The organism is Chryseobacterium gossypii, from assembly GCF_041361455.1.
In the GTDB taxonomy this organism is placed as follows: Bacteria; Bacteroidota; Bacteroidia; order Flavobacteriales; family Weeksellaceae; genus Chryseobacterium; species Chryseobacterium gossypii.
Map to the genome: position 1 here is coordinate 17,158 of NZ_JBGCUR010000014.1, position 23,694 is coordinate 40,851.

The window sequence follows — 23,694 nt, forward strand, 5'->3', positions numbered from 1 at the left end:
AAGCAAAAAGCATAGAATATGAGCGAAGAGGTTAAAAAATTCAAAATAACTATAGACGGACAAACTACCGAAGTTTTGCCCGGAACTTCCATTCTGGAAGCGGCAAGACAAATCGGTGGTAAATCTGTTCCTCCTGCAATGTGCTATTACAGCAAGCTGGAAACCAGCGGAGGAAGATGCAGAACCTGCCTGGTGGAAGTTTCCAAAGGATCTGATGCGGATCCCCGTCCTATGCCTAAATTAGTGGCAAGCTGCCGAACTAATGTAATGGATGGTATGGAAGTGAAAAATCTTACTTCCGAAAAAGCTCAGGAAGGCAGGAAAGCGGTTACCGAGTTTCTGCTGGTTAATCACCCTTTGGATTGCCCTATCTGTGATCAGGCCGGCGAATGCCACCTTCAGGATCTGGGATACGAGCACGGCGTTGCCAATACGAGAACTGAGTTTGAAAGAAACACCTATGATGCAGACGATCTTGGTCCGAACATCAAACTGAATATGGACCGTTGTATTCTTTGCGCAAGATGTGTCATTACTGCAAATCAGCTCACAGAGAAAAGGGAACACGGGATCTTGTTCAGAGGGGATCATGCCGAGATCTCAACTTATCTTAATAAAGCATTGGATAATGATTTCATAGGCAATATCATCGATGTTTGCCCGGTAGGAGCCTTAACGGACAGAACAGCCCGCTTTGCCAGCAGGGTCTGGTTTACAAATCCTATGAATGCTACCTGCAACTGTGATAAATGTTCAGGAAAAGCTGTTCTTTGGATGAAGGGAGATGAAATCATCAGGGTTACCGCAAGAAAAGACCAGTGGGGCGAAGTGGAAGAGTTTATCTGCGATACCTGCCGTTTCCACAGAAAAGATCTGAAGTACTGGAATATCGAAGGGCCTAGACATATCGACAGACATTCGGTGATCTCGCTGAATCATTATGAAAAGCCTAAAGACGAGCTCAGGGTTTTGGATAATCCGATGGCAAAGGAGATCAGTGAAAAAGACGAAAAATAATTTTAATTAAAAGACATCAGATCTCAGACATTAGACCGCGTTTGCTAATATCTGATTCTCATATCTAATATAATAACAAAATGGATTTAATAATATTTAAACTTATACTTGTATTAGCGCTTTTCCTGCTGTCATTAACAGTAGCGGCCTACTCTACCTGGGCAGAAAGAAAAGTGGCTGCCGTTATGCAGGACAGGATCGGGCCAAACAGAGCCGGGCCATTCGCAATACTACAACCACTGGCTGATGGTGGTAAATTCTTTTTCAAGGAAGACTTTACTCCTGCCAATGCGGAAAAATTCCTCTTTGTATTAGGGCCGGCGCTGGTGATGTTCATATCACTGATCACCGGAGCGGTCATTCCATGGGGTAAAAGTTTAAATATCGGCGGCACTTCTTTTGACCTTCAGGTAGCCAATATTGACGTGGGGGTACTTTATATCATCGGAATGGCTTCCATTGGGGTTTACGGAATTATGATCGGAGGCTGGGCATCCAACAATAAATATTCGTTAATCGGAGCTATCCGTGCCTCTTCTCAGATGATCTCCTACGAACTGGCCATGGGATTGGCCCTGCTTTCTATCATCATGATGACAGGAAGCCTGGATCTGAAGGTGATTTCTGAAAATCAGGCCACAGGAAAGCTTTGGGGGCTTATCCATATCGACGGGATGAACTGGAATATCTTCTATCAGCCCATCGCATTCCTTGTATTCATCGTAGCCGCTTTGGCTGAAACCAACAGGCATCCTTTCGATTTACCGGAATGTGAATCTGAGCTGGTAACCGGATATTCCACTGAATATTCTTCAATGAAACTGGGGCTGTATATGTTCGGGGAATATGTGAATATGTTTATTTCAAATGCATTCATGGTTGTTCTTTTCTTTGGTGGATACAATTACCCGGGAATTGAATGGGTAACTCAAAACTGGGGTGAAAATACCGCAGGTATTCTGAGCATTGTGGCATTTTTATTAAAGACAATAATCGGAATCCTGATCTTTATGTGGATCAGATGGACGCTTCCAAGATTCAGATACGACCAGCTTATGCATTTAGGATGGAAAACCTTAATTCCTATGGCATTGGTAAATCTTTTGATTACCGGAGCTGTAATTTTGGCCGTAGGAAATTGATTGGAGAATGAAAGGAGAAGCGAAAGGTAAAACCGGATCCGCTTCCTGTTCAAACATAAAATAGCAAAAAATTAAGATAACAGACAAGATTAGTCTAAATCTAATGTCTAACATCTAACATCTATAATTAAATGAAACTTACAAACAGATCAAAAGTTGTTTCAAATAAAGAAATGACCCTTGCTGAGAAAATCTACCTGCCTGCGATATTCAAGGGTATGGGGATTACATTTAAGCACGCTGTAAAAAATATTGTAAAAGGCCCGCCCACTTACTCCTATCCTGAGGTTCAGAAGCCTCGGGCAAAGGTATGGAGAGGCCTTCATGTACTGAAAAGAGATGAAGAAGGCAGGGAAAGATGTACGGCTTGCGGACTGTGTGCCGTGGCGTGTCCCGCAGAAGCCATTACCATGACCGCCGCTGAAAGAACCAAAGAGGAAAAGCATCTTTACAGGGAAGAAAAATATGCCGCAGTATATGAGATCAATATGCTGAGATGCATTTTCTGCGGAATGTGTGAGGAAGCCTGTCCTAAATCCGCCATCTATCTTACGGACAGACTGGTGGATGTAGAGACCAACAGAGGCTCTTTTATCTATGGAAAAGATAAATTGGTAGAGAAAATAAACGAAAGGATTGATATCACAGCTAGACAATCCGAGAAACAAAGAAATGCGGTAAAATAATGGATCAGTTTTTATTTTTCTTGGTGGCGTTTTTAGCAGTTGCAAGTGCCGTTTATTTCGTATTTGCACGAAATCCTTTATATGCTATATTGTCATTAATTGTCACGATGTTTTCAATCGCCGGAATGTATATCCTTTTAAACGCACAGTTCCTGGCGATCATCCAGATTATAGTTTATGCAGGAGCGATCATGGTATTGTTCCTGTATATCCTGATGATGCTTAACCTTAATAAGGGAGACGAAAGTAAGAAGAACAATACTTTAAAATTTGTTGGGGTTTTTACGGCCGGTCTTTTATTGATCGGGGTTCTGGGAGTATTCAGAGGCGTACAGGAAAACCACATCGTTGTTGAAAATGTTGACCGTGGTGTTGGCCTTACAAAGAATCTGGGAAGACTTTTGTTTAATGAATATGTTTTACCGTTTGAACTTGCTTCCATCCTCATTTTGGCAGGTATTGTAGGTGCGGTATTAATCGGTAAAAAAGATCTATAAAATTATGGGAGAAGTAAATACATTTATACAAAGCATCCCTTTGGAGTACTTTATCATCCTCTCTTCAGTATTGTTCTGTCTGGGAGTTTTAGGAGTGCTGCTAAGAAAAAATGCTATTGTAATTTTAGGTTGTGTAGAGCTTATGCTGAATTCTGTAAACCTTTTATTGGCTGCCTTTTCGGCATACAAAGGAAACGGTGACGGACAACTTCTGGTTTTCTTCATTATGGTGGTTGCTGCCGCAGAAGTGGCAGTAGGTCTGGCAATTATTGCTATGCTGTATAGAAATACCCGTTCTGTAGATGTAAGTATATTTAATAAATTAAGAGGATAAGGAATGGAAAATTTAGTGTATGCAATAGTACTTTTACCACTTTTAGGGTTTCTTATTAACGGTTTATTCGGGAAAAATCTTCCAAAAATATTGGTGGGTGGCCTCGCTACGGCAGTAGTTTTCGGATCTTTCTGTATTGCCGTAAGCCTTTTTATGAATTTTGATTCTGAAAGCCAGCCCGTAATCGTAAAGGCTTTTGAATGGTTCAGGGTAAATGGTGTTCAGATCAATTTCGGATTCCAGATCGATCAGCTATCATTGATGATGATCATGATCATTACCGGAATCGGGTCTCTGATTCATCTGTACTCCATAGGATATATGAGCCACGATAAAGGTTTTTACAAGTTTTTCACTTACCTGAACCTTTTTATCTTCTCCATGCTGCTCCTGGTAATGGGAAGCAATTACCTGATCCTGTTTATCGGATGGGAAGGCGTAGGGCTTTGCTCTTACCTGTTGATCGGATTCTGGTATACCAATGAAGAATATGGCAAGGCGGCAAGAAAAGCCTTCATTATGAACAGAATTGGTGACCTGGCTTTGCTGATCGGTATTTTTACCATTGCTGCCCAGACCAATGCCGTAGACTATATTTCTGTAGCACAGAATGCATCAAAATTTGAATTGGACGGAACCGTGATCATTTTTATCACAGCGAGCTTATTTATCGGTGCCACCGGTAAATCCGCTCAGGTTCCTTTATATACCTGGCTACCGGACGCAATGGCCGGGCCTACACCCGTATCAGCGCTCATCCACGCAGCAACAATGGTTACCGCAGGTATTTATCTGGTAGTAAGATCCAATTTCTTATTTACCCTGGCACCTACCGTTCAGGGAGGAATTTTATTCATTGGATTCTTGACTGCCGCTCTGGCCGGATTCTATGCGCTCCGTCAGAATGACATCAAAAAAGTATTGGCCTACTCTACCGTTTCCCAGCTTGGGTTTATGTTCATTGCTTTAGGCCTTGGCGCTTATACAACGGCTATGTTCCATGTAATGACCCATGCTTTCTTTAAAGCTTTATTGTTCCTGGGTGCAGGTTCTGTGATTCATGCCATGAGTGGTGAGCAGGATATGCGATTCATGGGCGGCCTTAAAAAGGTGATCCCGGTTACCCACGCAACCTTCCTTATCGGAACTTTGGCTATTTCCGGATTTCCTTTGCTTTCCGGGATGATCTCCAAAGACGAGATATTGGTGGCCGCTTTTGCCAAAAACCCTGTTTACTGGGTAATGTTATTTATTTTGGCTGCGGTAACGGCAACATACATGTTCAGATTGTATTATCTGACTTTCCACGGAGAGTTCAGAGGTACCGAGGAGCAAAAACATCATTTGCATGAAAGCCCGGCCAATATGACACTTCCACTGATCGTACTGGCTATTCTTTCTGTAATAGGAGGTTTCATCAATCTTCCCCACTTCATCGGCCACGGACATTACGCCAGGTTAATGGAATGGCTGAAGCCGGTACTTACCGATGAGAGCTTCAAACAAATGGAAGCAACACTTTCAGGAGTTGAATTTAATACTGAAATGATCCTTCTGGCAGCTACGGTGATCATGTTCTTCGCCGTATGGTTCATCGTTAAAAATACGTATGTAAACAAGAAGAAGAGAGCCGTTGCAGAAGAAAACTATACGGGATGGGAAAAGCTTTCTGCCAGAAAATTATATGTAGACGAACTTTACAATGCGATTATTGTAAAAACTGTTGAAGGATTAGGACGCGGAGGAAAAATGTTTGATAAGGGTATATTGGACCGCTTTGTGGATTTTGTGGGTGATGGTGCTGAAGACAGCGGAAGGTCCATGAAACGCATCCAAAACGGAAATGTGGAAAATTACATCCTTATCATGTCTTTAGCTGTGGGAATTATATTAATTGTTAACTTTTTATTACAATAATAATGTCGTATTTACTATTAACATTATTACTTTTACCTCTTGTAGGTTCGGGATTAGTTTTTGCCTGGAAGAATAATTCCAGCAAATATTTGGCGCTAGGAATTGCATTGATACAGATGCTGCTCACTTTTTATGCACTTTCGGATTTTAATTTTGCTCCGACGGTAGACAGTGTGTTGCAGTATGAAATCAATTATCCATGGTCTCAATATATCAAAAGCTCCCTTCATTTCGGGATTGACGGAATGAGCATGCTGCTTTTGCTGCTGACCAACATTTTAACGCCAATCATCATTTTATCTTCTTTCAATGAGAATGTAAGCTACAGAAATTCTTTCTACGGATTGATTCTGTTGATGCAATTCGGGCTCGTAGGGGTTTTCACCTCTCTGGACGGATTATTATTCTACATTTTCTGGGAAGTAACTCTGATACCGATTTGGTTCATTGCCGGACTTTGGGGACAGGAAAATAAAAGGTTGGAATTTACTACGAAATTCTTCGTATATACATTTGTGGGGTCATTGTTTATGCTGGCAGGATTGATCTATGTTTACAATCATTCTGCATCATTTGCCTTAACTGACCTGTACAATGCGCAGCTTAATGAAACGCAACAGACAGTGGTATTCTGGTTCATATTCTTTGCCTTTGCAGTGAAATTACCGGTATTCCCATTCCATACATGGCAGCCTGATACTTATACCTACTCTCCTACTCAGGGATCAATGTTGCTATCAGGGATTATGCTTAAGATGGCAGTATATGGAGTAATACGTTACTTATTGCCGGTTACTCCGGTTCCGATCGCAGGGATCTCAGGGCAGATCGTCATTATCCTTGCCATTATAGGAGTAGTTCATGGTGCTTTGATTGCCATCGTGCAGACGGATATGAAAAGAATCATTGCTTACTCTTCTTTCTCCCACGTCGGACTGATCGTTGCAGGTATCTTTGCTTCAGCAGTGATCTCCTTGAGGGGAACATTCAATATTGAAGGAGCTGAAGGGGCTTTGGTACAGACATTTGCTCACGGTATCAACGTAGCCGGTCTGTTCTACTGCTGTGATATTCTGTACAAGAGATTTAAATCAAGAGATATCAGACAGATGGGTGGTTTGGCCAAAGTGGCTCCGAAGTTTGCCATACTCTTTCTGATCATTATACTGGGCTCAATGGGAGTTCCGCTAACCAATGGATTCATCGGGGAGTTTATCCTGCTGAAATCAGTGTATGATTTCAATGGAACCGCAGCCATAATAGCGGGTCTTACCGTGATCTTTGCCGCTGTTTATCTGTTAAGATTTTATGGAAAAGCAATGTTCGGGGAGGGTAATGAAGCGGTATTGAGCACTGCCAGAGATCTATCAGGAGCCGAATTTTCAGTATTGGCAAGCTTGGCGGTCTTCGTGATCCTGCTAGGGATTTTCCCACAACCGGTAATCGAAATGGTGAATAGTTCGTTGAAGTTTATCTACCAATCAATGGTAAGTTAATTTGATATTTTAGAGAAATGAGTGTTTTAATTATTGTTTTCCTAACGGCAGTTATTGCGTTATTTTCAGGAGTTTTTGAACAGGGGAAATTCGCAAGATACATTGGGATTTTGGGATTAATCATCGCATTATATGTAAGCTTTATGCCAGAATGTTCGTTTTTCGAACAATACAGACATATGTATGATTACAGTGCAAATACTGCATTATTCACTAAGATATCAATTGTAACCACTTTATTGCTATTCTTCCTGGGAGGTTTTGCATTCAGCAATCACAGAAGCCACCAGTCTGAATTATATGCATTGATGCTTTTTGCCCTATGTGGGGGGATCATCCTTTTCGGATACCAGAATATGGTTACCCTGTTTTTAGGTGTGGAAATTCTTTCCATTCCTCTCTATGTAATGGCAGGAGCCAATAAAACCGACCTTAGGTCCAACGAAGCTTCGATCAAATATTTCTTGATGGGTGCATTTGCAACCGGCTTCCTGTTATTCGGTATTGCGTTTATCTATGGAAGTGCTGGAAGCTTTGATATTTATAAGATCCATGATTTCGGTACGGCTAACCCTTCCAATGTGATGTTCATCCTGGGAGTTCTGCTGATCCTTTGCGCACTGGCGTTCAAGGTGGCATTAGCGCCTTTCCATATGTGGAGCCCTGATGTTTATTATGGAGCACCTTCGCTGATCACGGCCTTTATGGCAAGCGTTGTAAAGATCTCTGGGTTCTTTGCCCTGTTCAGACTGATGACCATAAGCTTCGCGGGAGTTACCCACGAATGGATTAACGTTCTGGGAGTATTCATAATCATTACATTGCTGCTGGCAAACGTTATGGGTCTTGCCCAGACAAATGCAAAAAGAATGCTGGCCTATTCATCCGTTTCGCATGCAGGATATATCGGATTGGTATTCTTCGGAATGACGAATCTCTCCACCTATAATCTGGCATTTTACCTATTTGCTTATTCCTTATCTACAGTAGGTGTATTCATGTGTCTGATCTGGGTGGAAAAACTAAAAAGAGAAACTTCTTTCGGGGCTTTCAAAGGATTGGCAAAATCTGAACCTCTACTGGCCACAACAGCTGCCATTTCAATGCTTTCTATGGCAGGAGTTCCGCTGACTGCAGGTTTTATGGGTAAATTTGCATTATTCTCACAGGCCATGAACGGCGCTGCATTCCTGGTTCTGATTGCGGTTTTAGGTTCCGCCCTTTCGATCGCTTATTACCTGAGATTAATCATAGCCATGTTCTTTTTCAAGGAAACTACCTTCAAATCCTCAGAAAGAGTTACCCTTACCTATAATATTGTAGCCGCGTTCGTTATTGCTTCAATAATCATTCTCGGAATTTTCCCTGATCTGTTTGCCACACAATTCGGATTATAAAAGCCCGCTAAAATAATATAAGCACAACCGAAAAGTTGTGCTTTTTTTATAACTTTACTTTAAATTTCAGCTTTTGGCAAATCTTTACAAAAAGGACTCCCCATTTCAGGTTTATATTTCATTCAAAAAATATTTGGATGTGCTTGAGCATATCCGCTATAATGACCGTTTGGAATACCGGGTTAACTATGCAGAATCTCTTATCAATAAAACGAAGAACTTCCGGGAACTGAAGGACGGGTTTCAGGATCTCTCATTGCTGGAAAAATATGAAGACCTCATCAAACTCCTTCTGGCGGATCTGTTCCCTACAGGATTAACCAATAATGAGATTAAAGCTGCCAGCAGTCCGCTGTCAAATATCACCTTCAATTATACTGAAAGATTCAAAAATATTCTTAAGGATGCTGGAAAAGATTTTGAAATAGAGCTCCGTAATATTGATGATGACGAGTTCTATGTGTTTTGCTGCTGCCTTATTTTGCAAAGCTATTTCAAAAAGGATATCAAGACCACCCTTCCTTTTTATTATGACATTCCTAATAAGCAGGGGATCATAAAACACTACAAGATCACGGTAAATTCAGATTTTACAGAAATTTATCCTACAGATAAGGCCAAAATCCCCTCCGATGATGTAATAGATATGCTCCTGGAAAACCTGGACGACTTCAAACTATGGAAAAAGTACTTTCCATCCCAATCCTGGGTTTTAAAAGGTTTCAGTATCATTTCCCTTGTCGACTGTACTTCAGAAGTGGCATTGTCTGATTTAAAGTCAAGCATGATACAGATCGATCCGGAAAATCTTTCTCCGGACGGGAATCTGACTGAGATCTTTAAATCTTATTTTGACGTGGCCGAGCTTAATTTCGGTCTAATGCTCTTCAACAAGAAAGACCAGAGACTGGAAAAGATCCCGATCTATGAAAATCTTTTTACCAATCATATCCTGGATTTCTGGATCAATGCCTTTGATGAGGAAACCCGTAAGAACACATTCAATAATCTGAACCACAATTCAAAACCTATTGTGATTTCCAATGTGAATAATCTGGACGAGGAAATAAAAAGGCGGCCCTCTTTCTCCATTCTCAAAGAGAACAATATCAACAGCTTTATGGTAATCCCCATTGTAAAAGATAATGAGCTGCTGGCTATCATGGAATTTACTTCTCCTCTGGCTAACAGCTTCAATGGCTTAAAGCTTAAGAAAATGGAGTTTTTTACCGATATGATTCTTTTCTCACTCAACCGGTTCAATTTTGAGAAAAATTATCAGATTGAAGCTATCATTCAACGGGAATACACTTCGATTCATGACAGTGTAGTCTGGAAATTCAGGAATGAGGCGGAAAAATACTTCAATGCTTCGTTGTCTAAAAAAATATACACCCTAAAGCAGATATCGTTTAAAAATCTTACTCCTCTTTTTGGTTTTTCAGATATCCGTTCTTCTTCAGAAAAGCGGTTCAGCCTGATGCTGGAAGACCTTAACCAGCAGATAGACTGCCTACATGATATTTTCTCCATGATCAATTCGGATTCAGAAAAATATTTACTTGCCCTGGATATTTTTGAGAATGAACTGAACAACGAGATTAAAGCGGATACGGAACAACGGTTCCAAAGACTTTTGAGGGAAGAAATCCATCCCTACCTTCAGGGAAAACTGGAAGTGAAGACCACAAAAGAAATAAAAGCAAAGATCAAAGATTATTTTTCGCAGGTTTTTATTCAAAATGACCTCTTTTACGCTAAAAGGAAAAGCCTTGATGATTCCATTACCCTGGTCAACAGAAAACTCGCGGACATGCTTGATGAGAGCCAGGTAAAAGCCCAGCAGATTTTTCCCCATTATTATGAGAGGTTTAAATCTGATGGTGTGGAGCACAATTTATACATAGGCCATAATATTGCTCCGGATCTGCACTATACCTCAAAAGTGGTTCATAAATTGAGATACTGGCAGCTGAAAACCATCTGCAATATGGAGCGTGAATTTCAAAGCTTTAAGGTAGGTCTTCCGATCCCTTTGGATATCGCCTCACTGATCTTTGTGTATAATGAAAAAATCGACATCCGTTTCCGCATGGATGAAAAACGCTTTGATGTAGACGGAGCCTATAATTCCTATTACGAGATCATAAAGAAAAGGCTGGATAAAGCCCATATAAAAGATTCCACAGAAAGGATCACCTGCCCGGGGAAGATCACCATTGTCTATTTCGGAATGGAGAACCAGAAAGAGTACCTGGAATACATTGCCAAGCTTCAGAAGAAAAATGTTCTTAAGAACGATATTGAATTTTTAAAAGTCGAAGATCTCCAGGGCATCACCGGGCTACTGGCACTGAGGGTATCCCTGGTAGTGTAAATAAGACCAATGGCAGCACAGCCATGCCCGTCATCCGATAAGTACTCTAAACTCTTGTCAAAAGTCCAGACCATGGCAGTAATTAAAGTGACAGAAATGCATACCCAAAGGATAATACGGAAATAATGATTCCTGCCATAAAGATCTTATAGGTAGTGGACAACAGCCTGTACTTCCTGTCCAGAACTTTCCCCAGATAATATAAATCCTTCACCATAGAATCATAAATATAATCCCTGTCTTTGATAAGAACCTTCATGGCGTCGTTATACTCATCAAAGATCATCCTGTTAAAGTTTCCAAAGAATAAAAGATTGACCTTTCTGTCTGCGACATCCTGAGGGGTGAACCTTGCCTTGGTGACGTTGGGCTTCGTGGATAGAATCGCAAAAATAATGGTCAGAACACTTGAAGCCAGCAAAATAAAGCTTGGAATGATCAGATGTGAATTTTTAGGTGTATCCAGTTTGGGAACAAGTACGGAAAGGCATACGGAAATAATGATTGCATTTACCGAAAGAAGAATGTTGGCTTTACTGTCGGCAATATCGCTTAGCCTTGTATGGTTGCTCAAAGTCACCCTGAACAGCGTATCTACGCTTCTGTCCGATTTTTCTTTTTTATTTTCAGAATTGTCTTTTTTCTCCTCTTCTTTTTCCAGCTTTTTCTCGATTTTCCTGATGTTTTTCTTTTTCAGGGGCTCCCAGTTTTCTTTTGCGTATTCGGTGTAGAACTTGTGCTTATTCTTAAGCATATCAAGATTTCCTTCATTCCATTCATCATTGGAAAAACACTTTACGTTGGTAAGCTCCCATTCCTTTCTCAGGGCATCTGAAATATCACTGTAATTATAGCTTGCGAAATGGCTGCAATCTGCATCCTTTGCAATTTTTTCAAGAAGATTCTGCGGCTCATAACCAATTTTGGTTGCCAGAATCAACCGGGCAATATCTTCAATATCATTTTCAGGATAATTTTCGTTCTGTAAAAATCTCGTCATAATTTCAACACCCTTTTCCTCATGATCCTTAGGGCTTTCCACATAACCCGTATCATGAAACCACAGAGCCAGCAGTACTTTTTCCTGATCCTTTTCAGAAACAGGCGTATTTTTCATAATTTCCTCTGCCTTGTTTACTGTATAGGTGGTATGGATAAAATTATGATAAAAATATACAGAAGATAGCTTATCTTTGAATAATGTTTCAACATAATTTTTAGCTTTGTGTAAAATACTCATTCCTGAATTTTTGTTAATGTAAATTTATGAATTTATCCTTTAATACATCCCTAAAAATAATTTCAGCACCGATCAGATTTTTACTGGTTCCGGGACTTTTATATTCTTGTGCAACCTATAACGTTAAAAAGGGTAAAAACTTATCTGAAATAAAAAATTCTGAAATAAAATCTGAAAATAATTTCACGATTTTCCTGATCGGGGATGCCGGGAATGCAGACGAGCCCCATGCGAAGCACACTTTAAGTTTACTTAAGAACAAGCTGGATTCGGCGGATCAAAATTCCATGCTGATTTTACTTGGGGATAACATTTACCCTTCAGGGATGCCGAAGGAAACGGATAAGGAGTATGCCCTGGCCAGGCAAAAGCTGGAAACCCAGCTAGCGATCACAAAAAACTTTAAGGGAAAAACACTCGTAATCCCGGGAAATCATGACTGGTATAACGATCTCGACGGCCTAAAGGCTCAGGAGGAGTTTGTAAAAAGCTATCTGAACAATAAAAAGGCTTTTCTTCCCAAAGGTTCATGCCCGATTGATGATATTAGCCTTACCCCCGATATCAAACTTATCGTTATCGATACGGAATGGGCTTTGGTCAACTGGAACAAATATCCGGGGATCAACAAGAACTGCGATATCAAAACCCGGGAAGATCTTTTTACCGAATTTAAAGATATCATTAATAAAAACCAGGATAAGAAGATCATCGTAGCCCTACACCATCCGGTGGTCAGTAGCGGTACGCACGCGGGATATACGTCCGCAAGATCCCACCTTTTCCCGTTTCAGGGTAAAGTGCCTCTTCCCGGTGTGGCTACCATAGTAAACGTCCTGAGGAGCTCGTCCGGAGCCAATCCTGAGGATATTAATAATCAGCATTATGCAGATCTGGCCAACAGGCTGAAAAGCATCGTCCAGGAAAAGGATAATATTATTTTTGTTTCCGGGCATGACCATAATCTGCAATATCATAAAAACAGGAATATCAGGCAGATCATCAGCGGATCCGGATCAAAAAGAGATCCTTCCACCATAGCGGAGAAAACAGACTTTTCTTATGGCGGAAGCGGTTTTGCCATACTCAATATCAGGAAAGATGAAAGCGCTGATGTGGATTTTTTTTCAACAGAGGGAGGTCAACAAAAAAAGCTGACCCAGATAACAGTCATTGAAAAGCCCAAGGAATTTATAAACAATTACCCGGATACTTTCCCGGCTACAGTTACCTCAACCATATACCCTAAAGAACTAACCGAAAAAGGCAGGGTGTACCGATGGCTCTGGGGTGAGCATTACAGAAAATATTACGGAATCCCTGTTGAAGCGCCTGTTGCCAATATCTCCGAGCTGGATGGAGGCTATATCCCTTTCAGGGAAGGCGGTGGAAACCAATCAAATAGTTTGCGGTTAAAAGCTAAGGATGGGCAGGAATTCGTGATGAGAGGCGTTAAAAAAAGCGCAGTCCGTTTTCTTAATAATATGGCGTTCAAAAAAAATACTTTCGGGAATGAGCTTAAGAATACTTTCCCGGAGAAATTTTTATTGGATTTCTATACAACCAATCACCCCTTCACCCCTTTTTCGGTGGGAAACCTGGCTGATAAGCTCAACATATATCACAGCAATCCAAGGTTATATTATATCCCGAAACAGAAAGCTCTGGGGGTATATAATGAAAACTACGGCGACGAAATGTATATGATTGAAGAACGCTTCTCCTCCGACCCTAAAACGCTGGAGTCCTTCGGCAATGCCAGCGATATTGTTTCCACCGATGATGTTTTAAAAAATCTTACCAAAAACTATAAATATTCCGTAGATAAAGAATCTTACATCAGGGCAAGAATCTTTGATATGCTTATCGGTGACTGGGACCGGCATTCCGATCAGTGGAAATGGGCGGAATATAAAAATGGTGATAAGGTAACTTATAAACCGATACCCCGGGACAGGGATCAGGCTTTCAGCAAATATGACGGCGCCGCATTTAAGATCATTATGAATATCCCGGCTATCCGTCACATGAAAACTTTCAGGGAAGATATCAAAAACGTGAAATGGATGAATATGGAGCCTTATCCATTGGATTTAATATTTCTGAAAGGTTCTGCCAGAGAAGAATGGGTGGCCCAGGCCCAATATATTCAGGAATATCTGACGGATAAGGATATTGATGAAGCTTTCAACAACCTGCCAAAAGAGGTGAAGGATGAAACGATTGCCGATATCCAGGCAAAGCTTAAAGTCCGGAAAACAAAATTACAGGATTATGCATCCGAATATTATGAGGTCTTACAGAAAAAAGTTCCTTTGGCCGGAACGGTGGACCCGGATAAGTTCGTAATCATTAAAAAAGGAAATACCGTTACAGTTCAGCAATATAAATTAGACAAGAACAAACAAAATCCGGAACTGGTTTTTGAAAAAACGTATGCGGATTCTGAGACAAAAGAACTTTGGATTTATGGTCTGGAAGACGATGATATTTACGAGGTTTCCGGAGAAGGTAAACCGAAAATGAATATCAGGCTGATAGGAGGCTACAATCACGACACCTACAATATTGCCAACGGAAGCCGGGTGAAGATTTATGATTTCAGGTCTCAAAAAAATACTTATAATGCGGCTTCCGCAAAGAAAAGGATTTCCGATGATTATGATATCAACACCTATGACTATAAGCATCCGAAATATAATTTTGTTGCAGGCTATCCCAATGCAGATTATAATCCTGATGACGGGGTGATCATTGGTGTCCTGGCCAATTATACGGTAAACAATTTCATCCGGGCACCCTATACCCAAAAGCATAGCTTAAAGGCTAACTTTTATACCGCAACAGCCGGATTCAACCTTATTTACAAAGGAATTTTCAAAAAAGCGATCTCAGGGTGGGATCTCAATCTCGATGCGGCCTATACCACCCCTCGTTTTGCTGAAAATTTCTTTGGCTTATCCAATGAAAGTGAGTATGATAAAGCGGATACGGAAAGAAAATATAACAGAGCAAGGATTTCAAAATTCAGTTTTGCCCCGTCTGTTTCTAAAAAAAGCTGGATGAACCTATCGCATCAGTTTCAGCTGACCTTCGAAAACAATAAGGTGCAGAGAAACGGCAACCGCTTCGTAGATGTTTCCCCGGATGTAAGGCCGGAAGTATTCCAAAGCCAGCAATTTGGAGGAGCCAATTACACATTCAGCTATAAAAACCTCGATAATAATGCTTTTCCTACTTTAGGCATGGAATTTACCGTAAATGCCGACTGGAAAGCTAATCTTACAGATTTCAACAGGAATTTCCTGGCGCTTACCGGAACGCTGGCCTTTGACCACAGAATCGATAAAAAGGGGTATTTTGTATTTGCCAATGCCAGCAATGGTATGTGGATCAATAACAATAATTTCGAATTTTATCAGGCGGCAAGCATAGGAGGTAATAACGGATTGAGGGCGTTCAGAAATGACAGGTTCTCCGGCAAATCTTATTTTACAAATAACTCTGAAATACGATGGGATTTTGGCAGGGTTCCCAACAATATTATTCCTGCCAATATGGGCATTCTGGTAGGCTACGATATCGGCAGGGTGTGGAATGACCATGAAGATTCCCGGAAATGGCATCAGTCAGTGGGTGCCGGATTCTGGTTAAGTATTGTGGAAATGTTCTCCGCCAGACTCAATTATTTTTACGGATCTGATGGCGGAAGGATTTCAGGTGGTGTGGGAATGACTTTTTAGATGTAATGAACTGTACATTTTACATAAAAAACCGCAGAAAGTTCTGCGGTTTTTATTTTTTTTATTGCAATTTCAGGATTACCTGCCCGTCCGAACCATAGGAATAGGTCCATTCTGAATGTCCATTTCCAAGAGGGAACTGTGTATTCTGAAGGTCCTGGACTGTATAATCTATCTTTCGATAATTGTTTTTTGATAAGCTTTTTTCGTAAAAGTTATCATTACATAAATATAATTTTTTAAAAGGATTTTTTGCAGTATCGAAATTTGAATAAAAAGTTGTTGTAAGTTTAGAATCTATACCTCCCGACTTTTCTAATTTTTCGCTTTTAATTAAATTTTGGTTTGAGTCAAAGAAATATGTTGTAAAATATTCCCAGGTATATTTCTTTTCATCTACAATAACCTTGTCTGCCTGGTAAGCGTACGTTTTCTCTGAAAACAGGAAATCTGAACCATCATACAAATACCTGCTTTTAAGCTTTCCGTTCTCCATATTACAGATTTCTTTCTTGGCACCATTATCTGCTATTTCTGAATGCTGAATAGATATCTTATCATTATTGTAAGAAAACAAAGAATATGGGGCTGTCATAAAAATGGTAATGCCCGGAGTTGGTGACATAATTTTACCGGAAGCCTTTTTTAGAAGACCATTTTCATATGAAAATTCGTAATTAAGATGCGGGGCAAGTGAAGAATAGGTTTTAGGAAGTGAAGCTATAAAAACGGAAATTTTTTCTGGTTATAAATCCTGTTCAGCAGCAATTATACTCTCATCATTACTACATGAAAAAAATATTCCTATAATACATAAAAAAGTTTTTTCATAGTTATTTTTCAGTCGCAAAAATACAATTTCCTGCACAACTTACAAAGAAAGCCTATATACATTCCCACCCTCTTTTCCATCCTTTTCATCGGCAATGAGAAGTGTTTTATCATCAAGGAAAACAACCGCTTCTTTTTGGGAATTATGGTTTAAAGAAACTTTCTGAATATTTACTTTGCTGAAATCGTCCGCTGAAAAGCCGGTTAAAACCTGAACATTTTTATGATTTAACAGAACGATTTTATCCTTGGTGCTGTTAATCGCTGCAGAAGTAATCGCGGCATCGCTGTAACCGCCCTGAAGCTTTAATTTACCGATAAGCTTAGCTTCAAAGTCACCTTCCTGATTGGGAATTTTAAAAACCAGGAAAGTACCATCAAAGCCTTTGCTTCTGTTTTTTGTAAAAAGATAAAATTGGCCGTCCATTTCTACAAAAGCTTCACAATCATACAGCCAGTAGGATTTCTTGGGCGGAAATTCCGTCTGTCCTTCATAATGGAATGTTGTGGTCTGGGTAACTTTTGTGGATTTCTGGGAAGCATCTTTTAGATCAACTTTTAAAATCGATAAATCCTGCCGGTCGTTCTCATTATTTCCAAAATCTCCGATATAGATATTTCCCTGAGTATCTGCTGTGATATCTTCCCAGTCGTGGTTTTCCGCGTTTTCCACCAGGACATCGCCAATCAGATTTCCTTTACGATCAAGGCCGTAAATGACATTTTTATTTCCCTGATCTTCGATTCCCCAGATTGTTTTACCATCTTTTGAAAGTGCTATTCCCGAAATTTCCTTCAGTTTTTTAGGCAGCGAAAATTCCGGCCGGATAGGATCTTCTTTTTTCAGTTGTTCATTCTGATTCTTCGGATTGCATCCCATTAACAAAAGGGATACAAGCGTACCAATAATATGCATTTTCATCTGTTTTTATTTAATATTTTCACTTCATCCCACAGAAGATCCATTTCTTCCAGGGGCATCTCCGAAAGCTTCAGGCCTCTTTCATTAGCCAGCCCTTCCATCTGCTGGAATCTGGATATGAATTTCAGATTGGTTCTTTCCAAAGCCGAATCCGGATTGATTCCTGAGATTCTTGCATAGTTGATCAATGAAAAAAATACATCTCCCAGCTCCTGTTCTTTTTTATCCGGATCTGTTTCCGCATGAAATTCGCGGATCTCTTCGTCTACCTTCTTCCAGGCATCTTCCGCATCATGAAATTCAAAGCCAATCCCTTTTACTTTATCCTGTATCCGGAAGGCTTTTACCAGGCTCGGTAGGCTTTTGGGAACTCCTCCCAGGATAGATTTATTTCCTTCCTTCAACTTTAGCTTTTCCCAGTTTTGTTTTACTTCTTCCTCATCCTTTACTTCCGTATCCCCGTAAATATGCGGATGCCGGAAAATCAGTTTTTCATTAAGGGAATTGATCACGTCAGCAATGTCAAAACTTTCTTTTTCAGAACCTATCTTAGCATAAAAAACAAGATGAAGCAGAACGTCTCCCAGTTCTTTTTTGATTTCCTGCAGATCTTCCTGTAAAATAGCATCTGAAAGCTCATAAGTTTCTTCAAGGGTCAGATGACGGAGTGATTGCAGGGTCTGCTTCTGATCCCACGGGCATTTTTCACGCAGATCATCCATTATGTCCAGCAGCCTTCCGAAGGCTTCCAGTTTTTCCTGTTTGGTATTCATAAGATAAAGGGTTCAAAGTAGTACAAATGTAAGGCAAACTTTATTAATTTTCTAATAAGAAAAACCCTGCCGGCGAGAATGCTGGCAAGGCTTTGTTTATCCGGGAATTCAAAATGAATTATCCTTTTTTCGTGTGGGTGCTTTTCGGAGCGGATTTGGCCGCAGAGGTCGCCTTTACTTTTGGAGTCGCAGGCTTTTCAGCTTTAGGGGCTGCTGCTTTTTTAGGAGCTTCCTTTTCTATGCTTACTTCCTCTCTGGCAGGTTCCAATGTTTCAGGCTCAGCCTTTGCAAAGCTCTCAGGAGTAATATATCCTGACTTTTGGAGAATATTATACCATTGCGCCAATTTTTTGATGTCAGAAATATATACTCTTTCCGTATCATAATTAGGAAGGGAGGCCGACATGAACTCTCTCAGCTCGGCATCACCGGATTTATGCGAAATCGTTTCCTTATAATCATGATTTTTTGCAATATTTTCAAAAACTTCGAACAAAGGAACTTCTTTATCAAAAGTAAACATGGCGATATTATCCAGCAAGCTTACCTGGCTGGAGTTTCCTATGCTTACTTTTTTCTTTGTAGTAACATCTTCAATAATAAACCCGTTTCTTAATTGAGAAACTAATTTGTAAAGTCCTGGTTTTCCGGAAATTGAAATTATTTTTTCTAACAGCATAATTTTATTTTTTGTCAATTATACAATCAGCCTTTGGCTTTTTGTTCTTTATTCTATTTATTTAATGTTTAATATTTTATTTTGGAAATCTCATTTTATAATTGATGCTTACGTCACCCTGAGAAATCTTTGTCAGCTTCCCTTTTACCAGCTTTTTTTTCAGTGCACTGAGATGGTCAGTAAACAAGATTCCTTCAATGTGATCATATTCATGCTGAATTACGCGGGCTCTAATATCGGAAAAAGTTTCTGTATGTTTCACAAAATTTTCGTCATAATATTCTATGACTATTGTTCCTTTTCTTTTTACGTCTTCCCTCACATCCGGAATAGAAAGGCAACCTTCATTGAACTTCCATTCTTCCCCCGATTCTTCAAGAATTCTGGCATTAATAAAAACTTTTTTAAACTCTGCCAGCTCATCTCTGATGTCCTCGTAATCTTCATCTTCCGCCAAAGGAGAGATATCCACTATAAACAAACGGATATCCAAACCAATCTGAGGTGCTGCCAATCCTATGCCATTGGCACTGTACATGGTTTCAAACATGTTGTCTATAAGTTCCTGCAAATCCGGATAGTTCTTATCTATATCCTTGCCTACCTTCCTTAAAATAGGATCTCCAAATGCTCTTATCGGTAAAATCATCTTGTTCTTTGTTCTAAAAAATTCTGCAATATAATGGTTGCACTTACTTTATCAATCAAACCTTTCTCTTGTCTTTGTTTTTTATTTTTGCCGCTTTGGGAAATAAAAAACGAAGCCATTTTGGAGGTAAACCTTTCATCGAAGCGGTGAACCGGAAGAGCCGGAAACTCTTTTGTCAACTCTTCAATAAATTTTAAAATATCGGTCTCCACCTCTGAAATATTTCCTTTTAAATCCACAGGGAGTCCTATTACCACCTCATCCACATTATTTTTACTGAAATATTTTTTAAGAAATTCCAGTAAGGATCGGGTCTCCACTGTATCAACACTACTGGCAACAATCTGCATATCATCGGTTGCAGCAATGCCACAACGTGCCTTTCCATAGTCTATTGCAAGGATCTGTCCCATAGGTTTGCAAATTTAGTAAATTTTAATGATTTTATTCCCTACACAGTTTTTTTTCTAAATCATGTTTTATTCCATTATTTTTTTTATAATTTTAATTCTCTAAAAAACGAATTATGAAGAAACTCATTCTCGTAAGACATGCCAAAAGTGACTGGCCGGAAGAAACAGAAGATTTTGACAGACCTTTGGCGGACAAAGGATTGGAAGAAGCCATGAATATGTCCAGATTCATGAAAAATAATAATATTTCCATAGATTATTTTGTTTCCAGCCCGGCAGTTCGCGCACTGAACACATGCAAGATTTTTAATCAGGCATACCAGCTCAGCATTATTACGAATGAGAAGCTTTATAACCCTTCTGAAAATAATTTTCACTCGGTCATTTATGATCTGGATGACAATCATGATTCCGTCGCTTTTTTCTCGCATAACAACGGAATCTCCAATTTTGCCAATTCCATTTCGGAAGATATTTTCCACTTTCCTACCTGCGGAGTCGCAGGCTTTGAAATAGACTGTAATTCCTGGTCTGAATTTGATGGCGCCCGTAAAAAGCTTCTGTTCTTTTATGAGCCTGGGAAAATTTGAACTCAATTTAAAGTTCTTCTTATATCAGAAGAAAGAAAGCTATTTTCCAACTTCAAATCCAGTTATATCCAATAGTAAAAACGTTTGCCGGAGTTTATTAAGCTGCTATATTAGGCAGGCATCACCGCCCACGCAGAATAAATAAAACGGGCCAAAGCCCGTTTTCTATATCTGTCAATAACTCTATTTTCTCCTCAGGTCAAGATCGCCAAAATCAAAGCTGAAATCCGTGACCTCTGATATTGGCTTCAGGGTGGCAGATTGTGCCTTGCCGTTCTCATCATAACTGAAAATAATGTAAGCATCAGCATCATAGCTTCTGTCGTCCCATCTGATGATAAAAGAATTATTGGAATATGGCAGCAGCTCTCCTTTTAATCTCGGAGAGTTGGCACACGATATCCGGTAGACATTTCCCTGCCGGGATATATCAACGTCTCCAAACCAGAGATCGTGGTACTTACCCGTAAACTGTTCGGCTTTCGGCTGCAGGCCTGTCTCCTTTTTGAAAGCTTCTGCCTTTGAAAAAGCTTCTTTTTTCTGTTTCTCAAATTCAGCATTCAATTTTGCCATCCTTTCGCTGTATGTTTTCAGCCAGTTCCTGTCTGCAATTCCAAGATATGAATCCTTTACCGTATTGGTAATGGTATTGAATGCCGTTCCCGATTGCTGATTGGTTAATACAATGATTCCGAGCTTCAGATCCGGGATAAGGGTAAACTGCGTCACAGTCCCGATCAGTCCGCCTGTGTGCTGGATCTGCTTGTATCCTTTGACATCACTTAAGAACCACCCCATCCCATAGCCGTAAAAACTGGTATCATAAGGATTTTTAGGTGCCACCGTATCTGGTATCTGCAAACTCCAAAGCTGCTGGATCTGCTTATCGGACACCAGTTTTTTACCTTCTTTGGTAGTGAAGTTGTTCAGCAGAAATTCTGCCCAGGTGCTCATATCCTTGATATTGCTCATAATCCCGCCGGCTGCATTGGCGGTTTCACTCCAGTCATGCGGAACGGCAATCGCTTTTCCGTCAACAGGAGCATGGGCATCAATTTTATTTGCCACAGCTTTTGCCCTACTGTAGCTTCCGAAACTGGAAGTCATTCCCACCGGCTTCATGATTCTCTGCTCTATAAATTCCGCCCAGCTTAATCCCGAAACTCTGTGAATCACTTCTCCTGCTACGATAAACATAATGTTGTTATAATCCAGGGTAGTTCTGAAAGGATTTTCAGGCTTCAAATACCTTACATTGTGGATAATATCATTTACCGTTAAGCTGCCACCCTCGGGAAAAAACATCAGATCACCCTGTCCGAGGCCTAATCCTGCCCGGTGTGTCACCAGATCTTTAATTGTGACATTTTGAGATACATACGGATCATACATCTGAAACTCAGGTATGTACTTGGAAACCTTGTCATCCCAATCCAGTTTGCCTTCATCCGCCAGAATTGTCAAAGCCGTACAGGTAAAACCCTTGGAGTTTGAAGCAATACCCACCAGGGTATTTTCATCCATAGGTTGTTTTGTGACCAGGGAACGTACCCCGAAACCTTTTGAATAAATAATTTTCCCGTCTTTTACAATTCCAACCGACATGCCCGGAACATCAAAGGTTTTCAGGGTATTCTGAATTAACCCATCCAGCTTTTTTTCTTCAATCTGCGCATTGAATAAAGCAACCACTATAAGAAAAAGGAAAAAGGAAATTTTCTGCTTCATTTTTTTCTAATTTTTTCAAAGGTAATAAATATTGCATGATCCGTTCAGTTATTGCTGAAAACCGTTTATCCACGAATGAATGAGTCCGAAGCAGGACTGCTGATGAATATTAAAAAAGAGATGGGCCAGATTCAGCAAAAAAAGTCTGCAACACGTATCTTTGCAAAATTACCGGATAATAAATTGAAAAAATTCAGACAATGACCAGAATACTACTCCTTTCCGATTCCCATTCCTATATTGATTCCCGCATCTTAGAGTATGCCGGACTAGCAGACGAGATCTGGCATTGTGGGGATTTCGGAAGCATGGATGTTATTGAACAGCTTGAAAAGATCAAACCGCTTAAAGGGGTCTACGGCAATATAGACAATGCTAAGATCCGCTCTGAGTTTCCGGAAGTGAACAGGTTTTTCTGTGAGGATGTTGAGGTTTTGATGATCCATATTGGCGGATATCCGGGAAGGTATTCTCCTTTAGCCAGAAAAGAAATCACCGAGAAAGCTCCTAAACTTTTTATCTCGGGGCATTCCCATATTCTGAAAGTCATGTTTGATGATAAGAACAATCTGCTTCATCTGAACCCCGGAGCCTGTGGCAAACAGGGCTGGCATAAAATGAGGACTATGATGCGTTTTGTGATTGACGGACAGGAAATAAAGGACCTGGAAGTTATTGAATTAGGACCTAAAATGGAATAAGAAGCACTTCCACTTCAGAATTGTTATTAATGTGTAAATTTAATTAAATCCAGGTTTCTGAATACTATGAAAATTGGCGATAAAGTTTCCGTAGTGGATGAAGATTTAAGCGGAGTGGTAACTTCCGTTAAAGGAAATACAGTAGTCTTTAAAGACGGCTATGGGTTTACCCATCAATATCCCAAAGAGAAGCTTGTCCCTAAAAATGCGGATATTTATGAAAACATAAGGATAATAGAAAAAGCTGAGCCCAAAAAGATTGTTTCTAAAAAGCATCAGAAGAATCATCTCGTCCTCGATCTGCATTTCCATAATCTGGTTAAAAATCCTGATGACTACGATAGTTTTGAAAGGCTTTTCATTCAGAAAGAAAAGTTGCTGGAAACACTGGACCTCTGCAGGAAGAATCATCTGAAAAAGCTGGAAATAGTTCACGGAATCGGTGACGGCACCCTTCAAAAGATGGTTTGGGAAGTCCTGGAGAGCCAGACCCGTATCGATTTTTACAATAAGGAGATACTTCATCATCAATCGGGCGCGGTAATGGTAGAATTTCACTAAA

General features: G+C 40.1%; 21 protein-coding genes. 13 read left to right on the forward strand and 8 right to left on the reverse strand.

What is annotated here, in order from left to right:
* The first annotated feature begins 18 nt into the window (after window positions 1–18).
* The 9 genes from ABMQ40_RS09340 to ABMQ40_RS09380 all read left to right on the forward strand — a co-directional run bounded on the left by ABMQ40_RS09340 (window position 19) and on the right by ABMQ40_RS09380 (window position 10,863).
* On the forward strand, window positions 19–1,017 hold the full coding sequence (locus tag ABMQ40_RS09340) for an NADH-quinone oxidoreductase subunit G (protein ID WP_370898869.1): 999 nt from the start codon (window positions 19–21) through the stop codon (window positions 1,015–1,017).
* 80 nt (window positions 1,018–1,097) lie between these two features.
* Window positions 1,098–2,159, forward strand: a complete 1,062-nt coding sequence (gene nuoH, locus ABMQ40_RS09345; RefSeq protein ID WP_370898871.1) for an NADH-quinone oxidoreductase subunit NuoH — start codon at window positions 1,098–1,100, stop codon at window positions 2,157–2,159.
* Between the two features lie 131 nt (window positions 2,160–2,290).
* Window positions 2,291–2,845 carry a NuoI/complex I 23 kDa subunit family protein gene (locus ABMQ40_RS09350; RefSeq protein ID WP_370898873.1) on the forward strand — a complete coding sequence of 185 codons (555 nt, stop codon included), beginning with the start codon at window positions 2,291–2,293 and terminating at the stop codon, window positions 2,843–2,845.
* Entirely contained in the window at window positions 2,845–3,342 is a 498-nt protein-coding gene (locus tag ABMQ40_RS09355) for an NADH-quinone oxidoreductase subunit J family protein (protein ID WP_370898875.1), read from the forward strand. The genes ABMQ40_RS09350 and ABMQ40_RS09355 overlap by 1 nt, the downstream gene beginning before the upstream one ends.
* 4 nt (window positions 3,343–3,346) lie before the next feature.
* Window positions 3,347–3,676: an NADH-quinone oxidoreductase subunit NuoK gene (gene nuoK, locus ABMQ40_RS09360; RefSeq protein WP_184191816.1), complete on the forward strand. Its 330-nt coding sequence runs from the start codon at window positions 3,347–3,349 to the stop codon at window positions 3,674–3,676.
* 3 nt (window positions 3,677–3,679) lie between these two features.
* The gene (gene nuoL, locus ABMQ40_RS09365) at window positions 3,680–5,593 is read left to right on the forward strand and encodes an NADH-quinone oxidoreductase subunit L (RefSeq protein ID WP_370898877.1); all 1,914 of its coding nucleotides are present in this window, start codon (window positions 3,680–3,682) and stop codon (window positions 5,591–5,593) included.
* Between the two features lie 2 nt (window positions 5,594–5,595).
* The gene (locus ABMQ40_RS09370) at window positions 5,596–7,089 is read left to right on the forward strand and encodes a complex I subunit 4 family protein (protein ID WP_370898879.1); all 1,494 of its coding nucleotides are present in this window, start codon (window positions 5,596–5,598) and stop codon (window positions 7,087–7,089) included.
* Window positions 7,090–7,106: 17 nt separating this feature from the next.
* Window positions 7,107–8,486, forward strand: coding sequence for an NADH-quinone oxidoreductase subunit N (locus ABMQ40_RS09375; RefSeq protein WP_370898881.1), 1,380 nt, complete (start codon window positions 7,107–7,109; stop codon window positions 8,484–8,486).
* Window positions 8,487–8,559: 73 nt separating this feature from the next.
* Window positions 8,560–10,863 carry a GAF domain-containing protein gene (locus tag ABMQ40_RS09380; RefSeq protein WP_370898883.1) on the forward strand — a complete coding sequence of 768 codons (2,304 nt, stop codon included), beginning with the start codon at window positions 8,560–8,562 and terminating at the stop codon, window positions 10,861–10,863.
* Window positions 10,864–10,945: 82 nt separating this feature from the next.
* Here the strand turns inward: ABMQ40_RS09380 and ABMQ40_RS09385 are convergent, their stop codons facing one another.
* Complete coding sequence (locus ABMQ40_RS09385) at window positions 10,946–12,103, reverse strand: Pycsar system effector family protein (RefSeq protein ID WP_370898885.1); 1,158 nt, start codon at window positions 12,101–12,103, stop codon at window positions 10,946–10,948.
* A gap of 26 nt (window positions 12,104–12,129) precedes the next feature.
* Between ABMQ40_RS09385 and ABMQ40_RS09390 the strand changes: the two genes are divergently transcribed.
* Window positions 12,130–15,846, forward strand: a complete 3,717-nt coding sequence (locus ABMQ40_RS09390) for a metallophosphoesterase (protein WP_370898887.1) — start codon at window positions 12,130–12,132, stop codon at window positions 15,844–15,846.
* Window positions 15,847–15,907: 61 nt separating this feature from the next.
* Here ABMQ40_RS09390 and ABMQ40_RS09395 read toward each other — a convergent pair whose 3' ends face one another.
* The 6 genes from ABMQ40_RS09395 to ruvX all read right to left on the reverse strand — a co-directional run bounded on the left by ABMQ40_RS09395 (window position 15,908) and on the right by ruvX (window position 20,113).
* On the reverse strand, window positions 15,908–16,471 hold the full coding sequence (locus ABMQ40_RS09395; RefSeq protein ID WP_370898889.1) for a hypothetical protein: 564 nt from the start codon (window positions 16,469–16,471) through the stop codon (window positions 15,908–15,910).
* 246 nt (window positions 16,472–16,717) lie between these two features.
* Window positions 16,718–17,599 carry a hypothetical protein gene (locus ABMQ40_RS09400; protein ID WP_370898891.1) on the reverse strand — a complete coding sequence of 294 codons (882 nt, stop codon included), beginning with the start codon at window positions 17,597–17,599 and terminating at the stop codon, window positions 16,718–16,720.
* Entirely contained in the window at window positions 17,596–18,372 is a 777-nt protein-coding gene (gene mazG / locus ABMQ40_RS09405; RefSeq protein WP_370898893.1) for a nucleoside triphosphate pyrophosphohydrolase, read from the reverse strand. The genes ABMQ40_RS09400 and mazG overlap by 4 nt, the downstream gene beginning before the upstream one ends.
* A 118-nt stretch (window positions 18,373–18,490) precedes the next feature.
* Window positions 18,491–19,051, reverse strand: a complete 561-nt coding sequence (locus ABMQ40_RS09410; RefSeq protein ID WP_370898895.1) for a DUF5606 family protein — start codon at window positions 19,049–19,051, stop codon at window positions 18,491–18,493.
* A gap of 76 nt (window positions 19,052–19,127) precedes the next feature.
* Window positions 19,128–19,700: a peptide deformylase gene (def, locus tag ABMQ40_RS09415; protein WP_370898897.1), complete on the reverse strand. Its 573-nt coding sequence runs from the start codon at window positions 19,698–19,700 to the stop codon at window positions 19,128–19,130.
* Complete coding sequence (gene ruvX / locus ABMQ40_RS09420) at window positions 19,697–20,113, reverse strand: Holliday junction resolvase RuvX (RefSeq protein WP_370898899.1); 417 nt, start codon at window positions 20,111–20,113, stop codon at window positions 19,697–19,699. Before ruvX ends, def begins: the two co-directional genes overlap by 4 nt.
* 113 nt (window positions 20,114–20,226) lie before the next feature.
* Here ruvX and ABMQ40_RS09425 point away from each other — a divergent pair, with 113 nt between their 5' ends.
* The gene (locus ABMQ40_RS09425; RefSeq protein ID WP_370898901.1) at window positions 20,227–20,703 is read left to right on the forward strand and encodes a SixA phosphatase family protein; all 477 of its coding nucleotides are present in this window, start codon (window positions 20,227–20,229) and stop codon (window positions 20,701–20,703) included.
* A gap of 183 nt (window positions 20,704–20,886) precedes the next feature.
* Here ABMQ40_RS09425 and ABMQ40_RS09430 read toward each other — a convergent pair whose 3' ends face one another.
* A complete protein-coding gene (locus ABMQ40_RS09430; RefSeq protein WP_370898903.1) occupies window positions 20,887–22,431 on the reverse strand; it encodes a serine hydrolase in 1,545 nt (514 codons plus the stop codon).
* 200 nt (window positions 22,432–22,631) lie between these two features.
* Here ABMQ40_RS09430 and ABMQ40_RS09435 point away from each other — a divergent pair, with 200 nt between their 5' ends.
* Together ABMQ40_RS09435 and ABMQ40_RS09440 are read left to right on the forward strand one after the other, a co-directional pair.
* Complete coding sequence (locus ABMQ40_RS09435; RefSeq protein ID WP_370898905.1) at window positions 22,632–23,132, forward strand: metallophosphoesterase family protein; 501 nt, start codon at window positions 22,632–22,634, stop codon at window positions 23,130–23,132.
* 66 nt (window positions 23,133–23,198) lie between these two features.
* Window positions 23,199–23,693, forward strand: a complete 495-nt coding sequence (locus ABMQ40_RS09440; RefSeq protein ID WP_370898907.1) for a DUF8465 domain-containing protein — start codon at window positions 23,199–23,201, stop codon at window positions 23,691–23,693.
* Window position 23,694 lies beyond the last annotated feature (1 nt).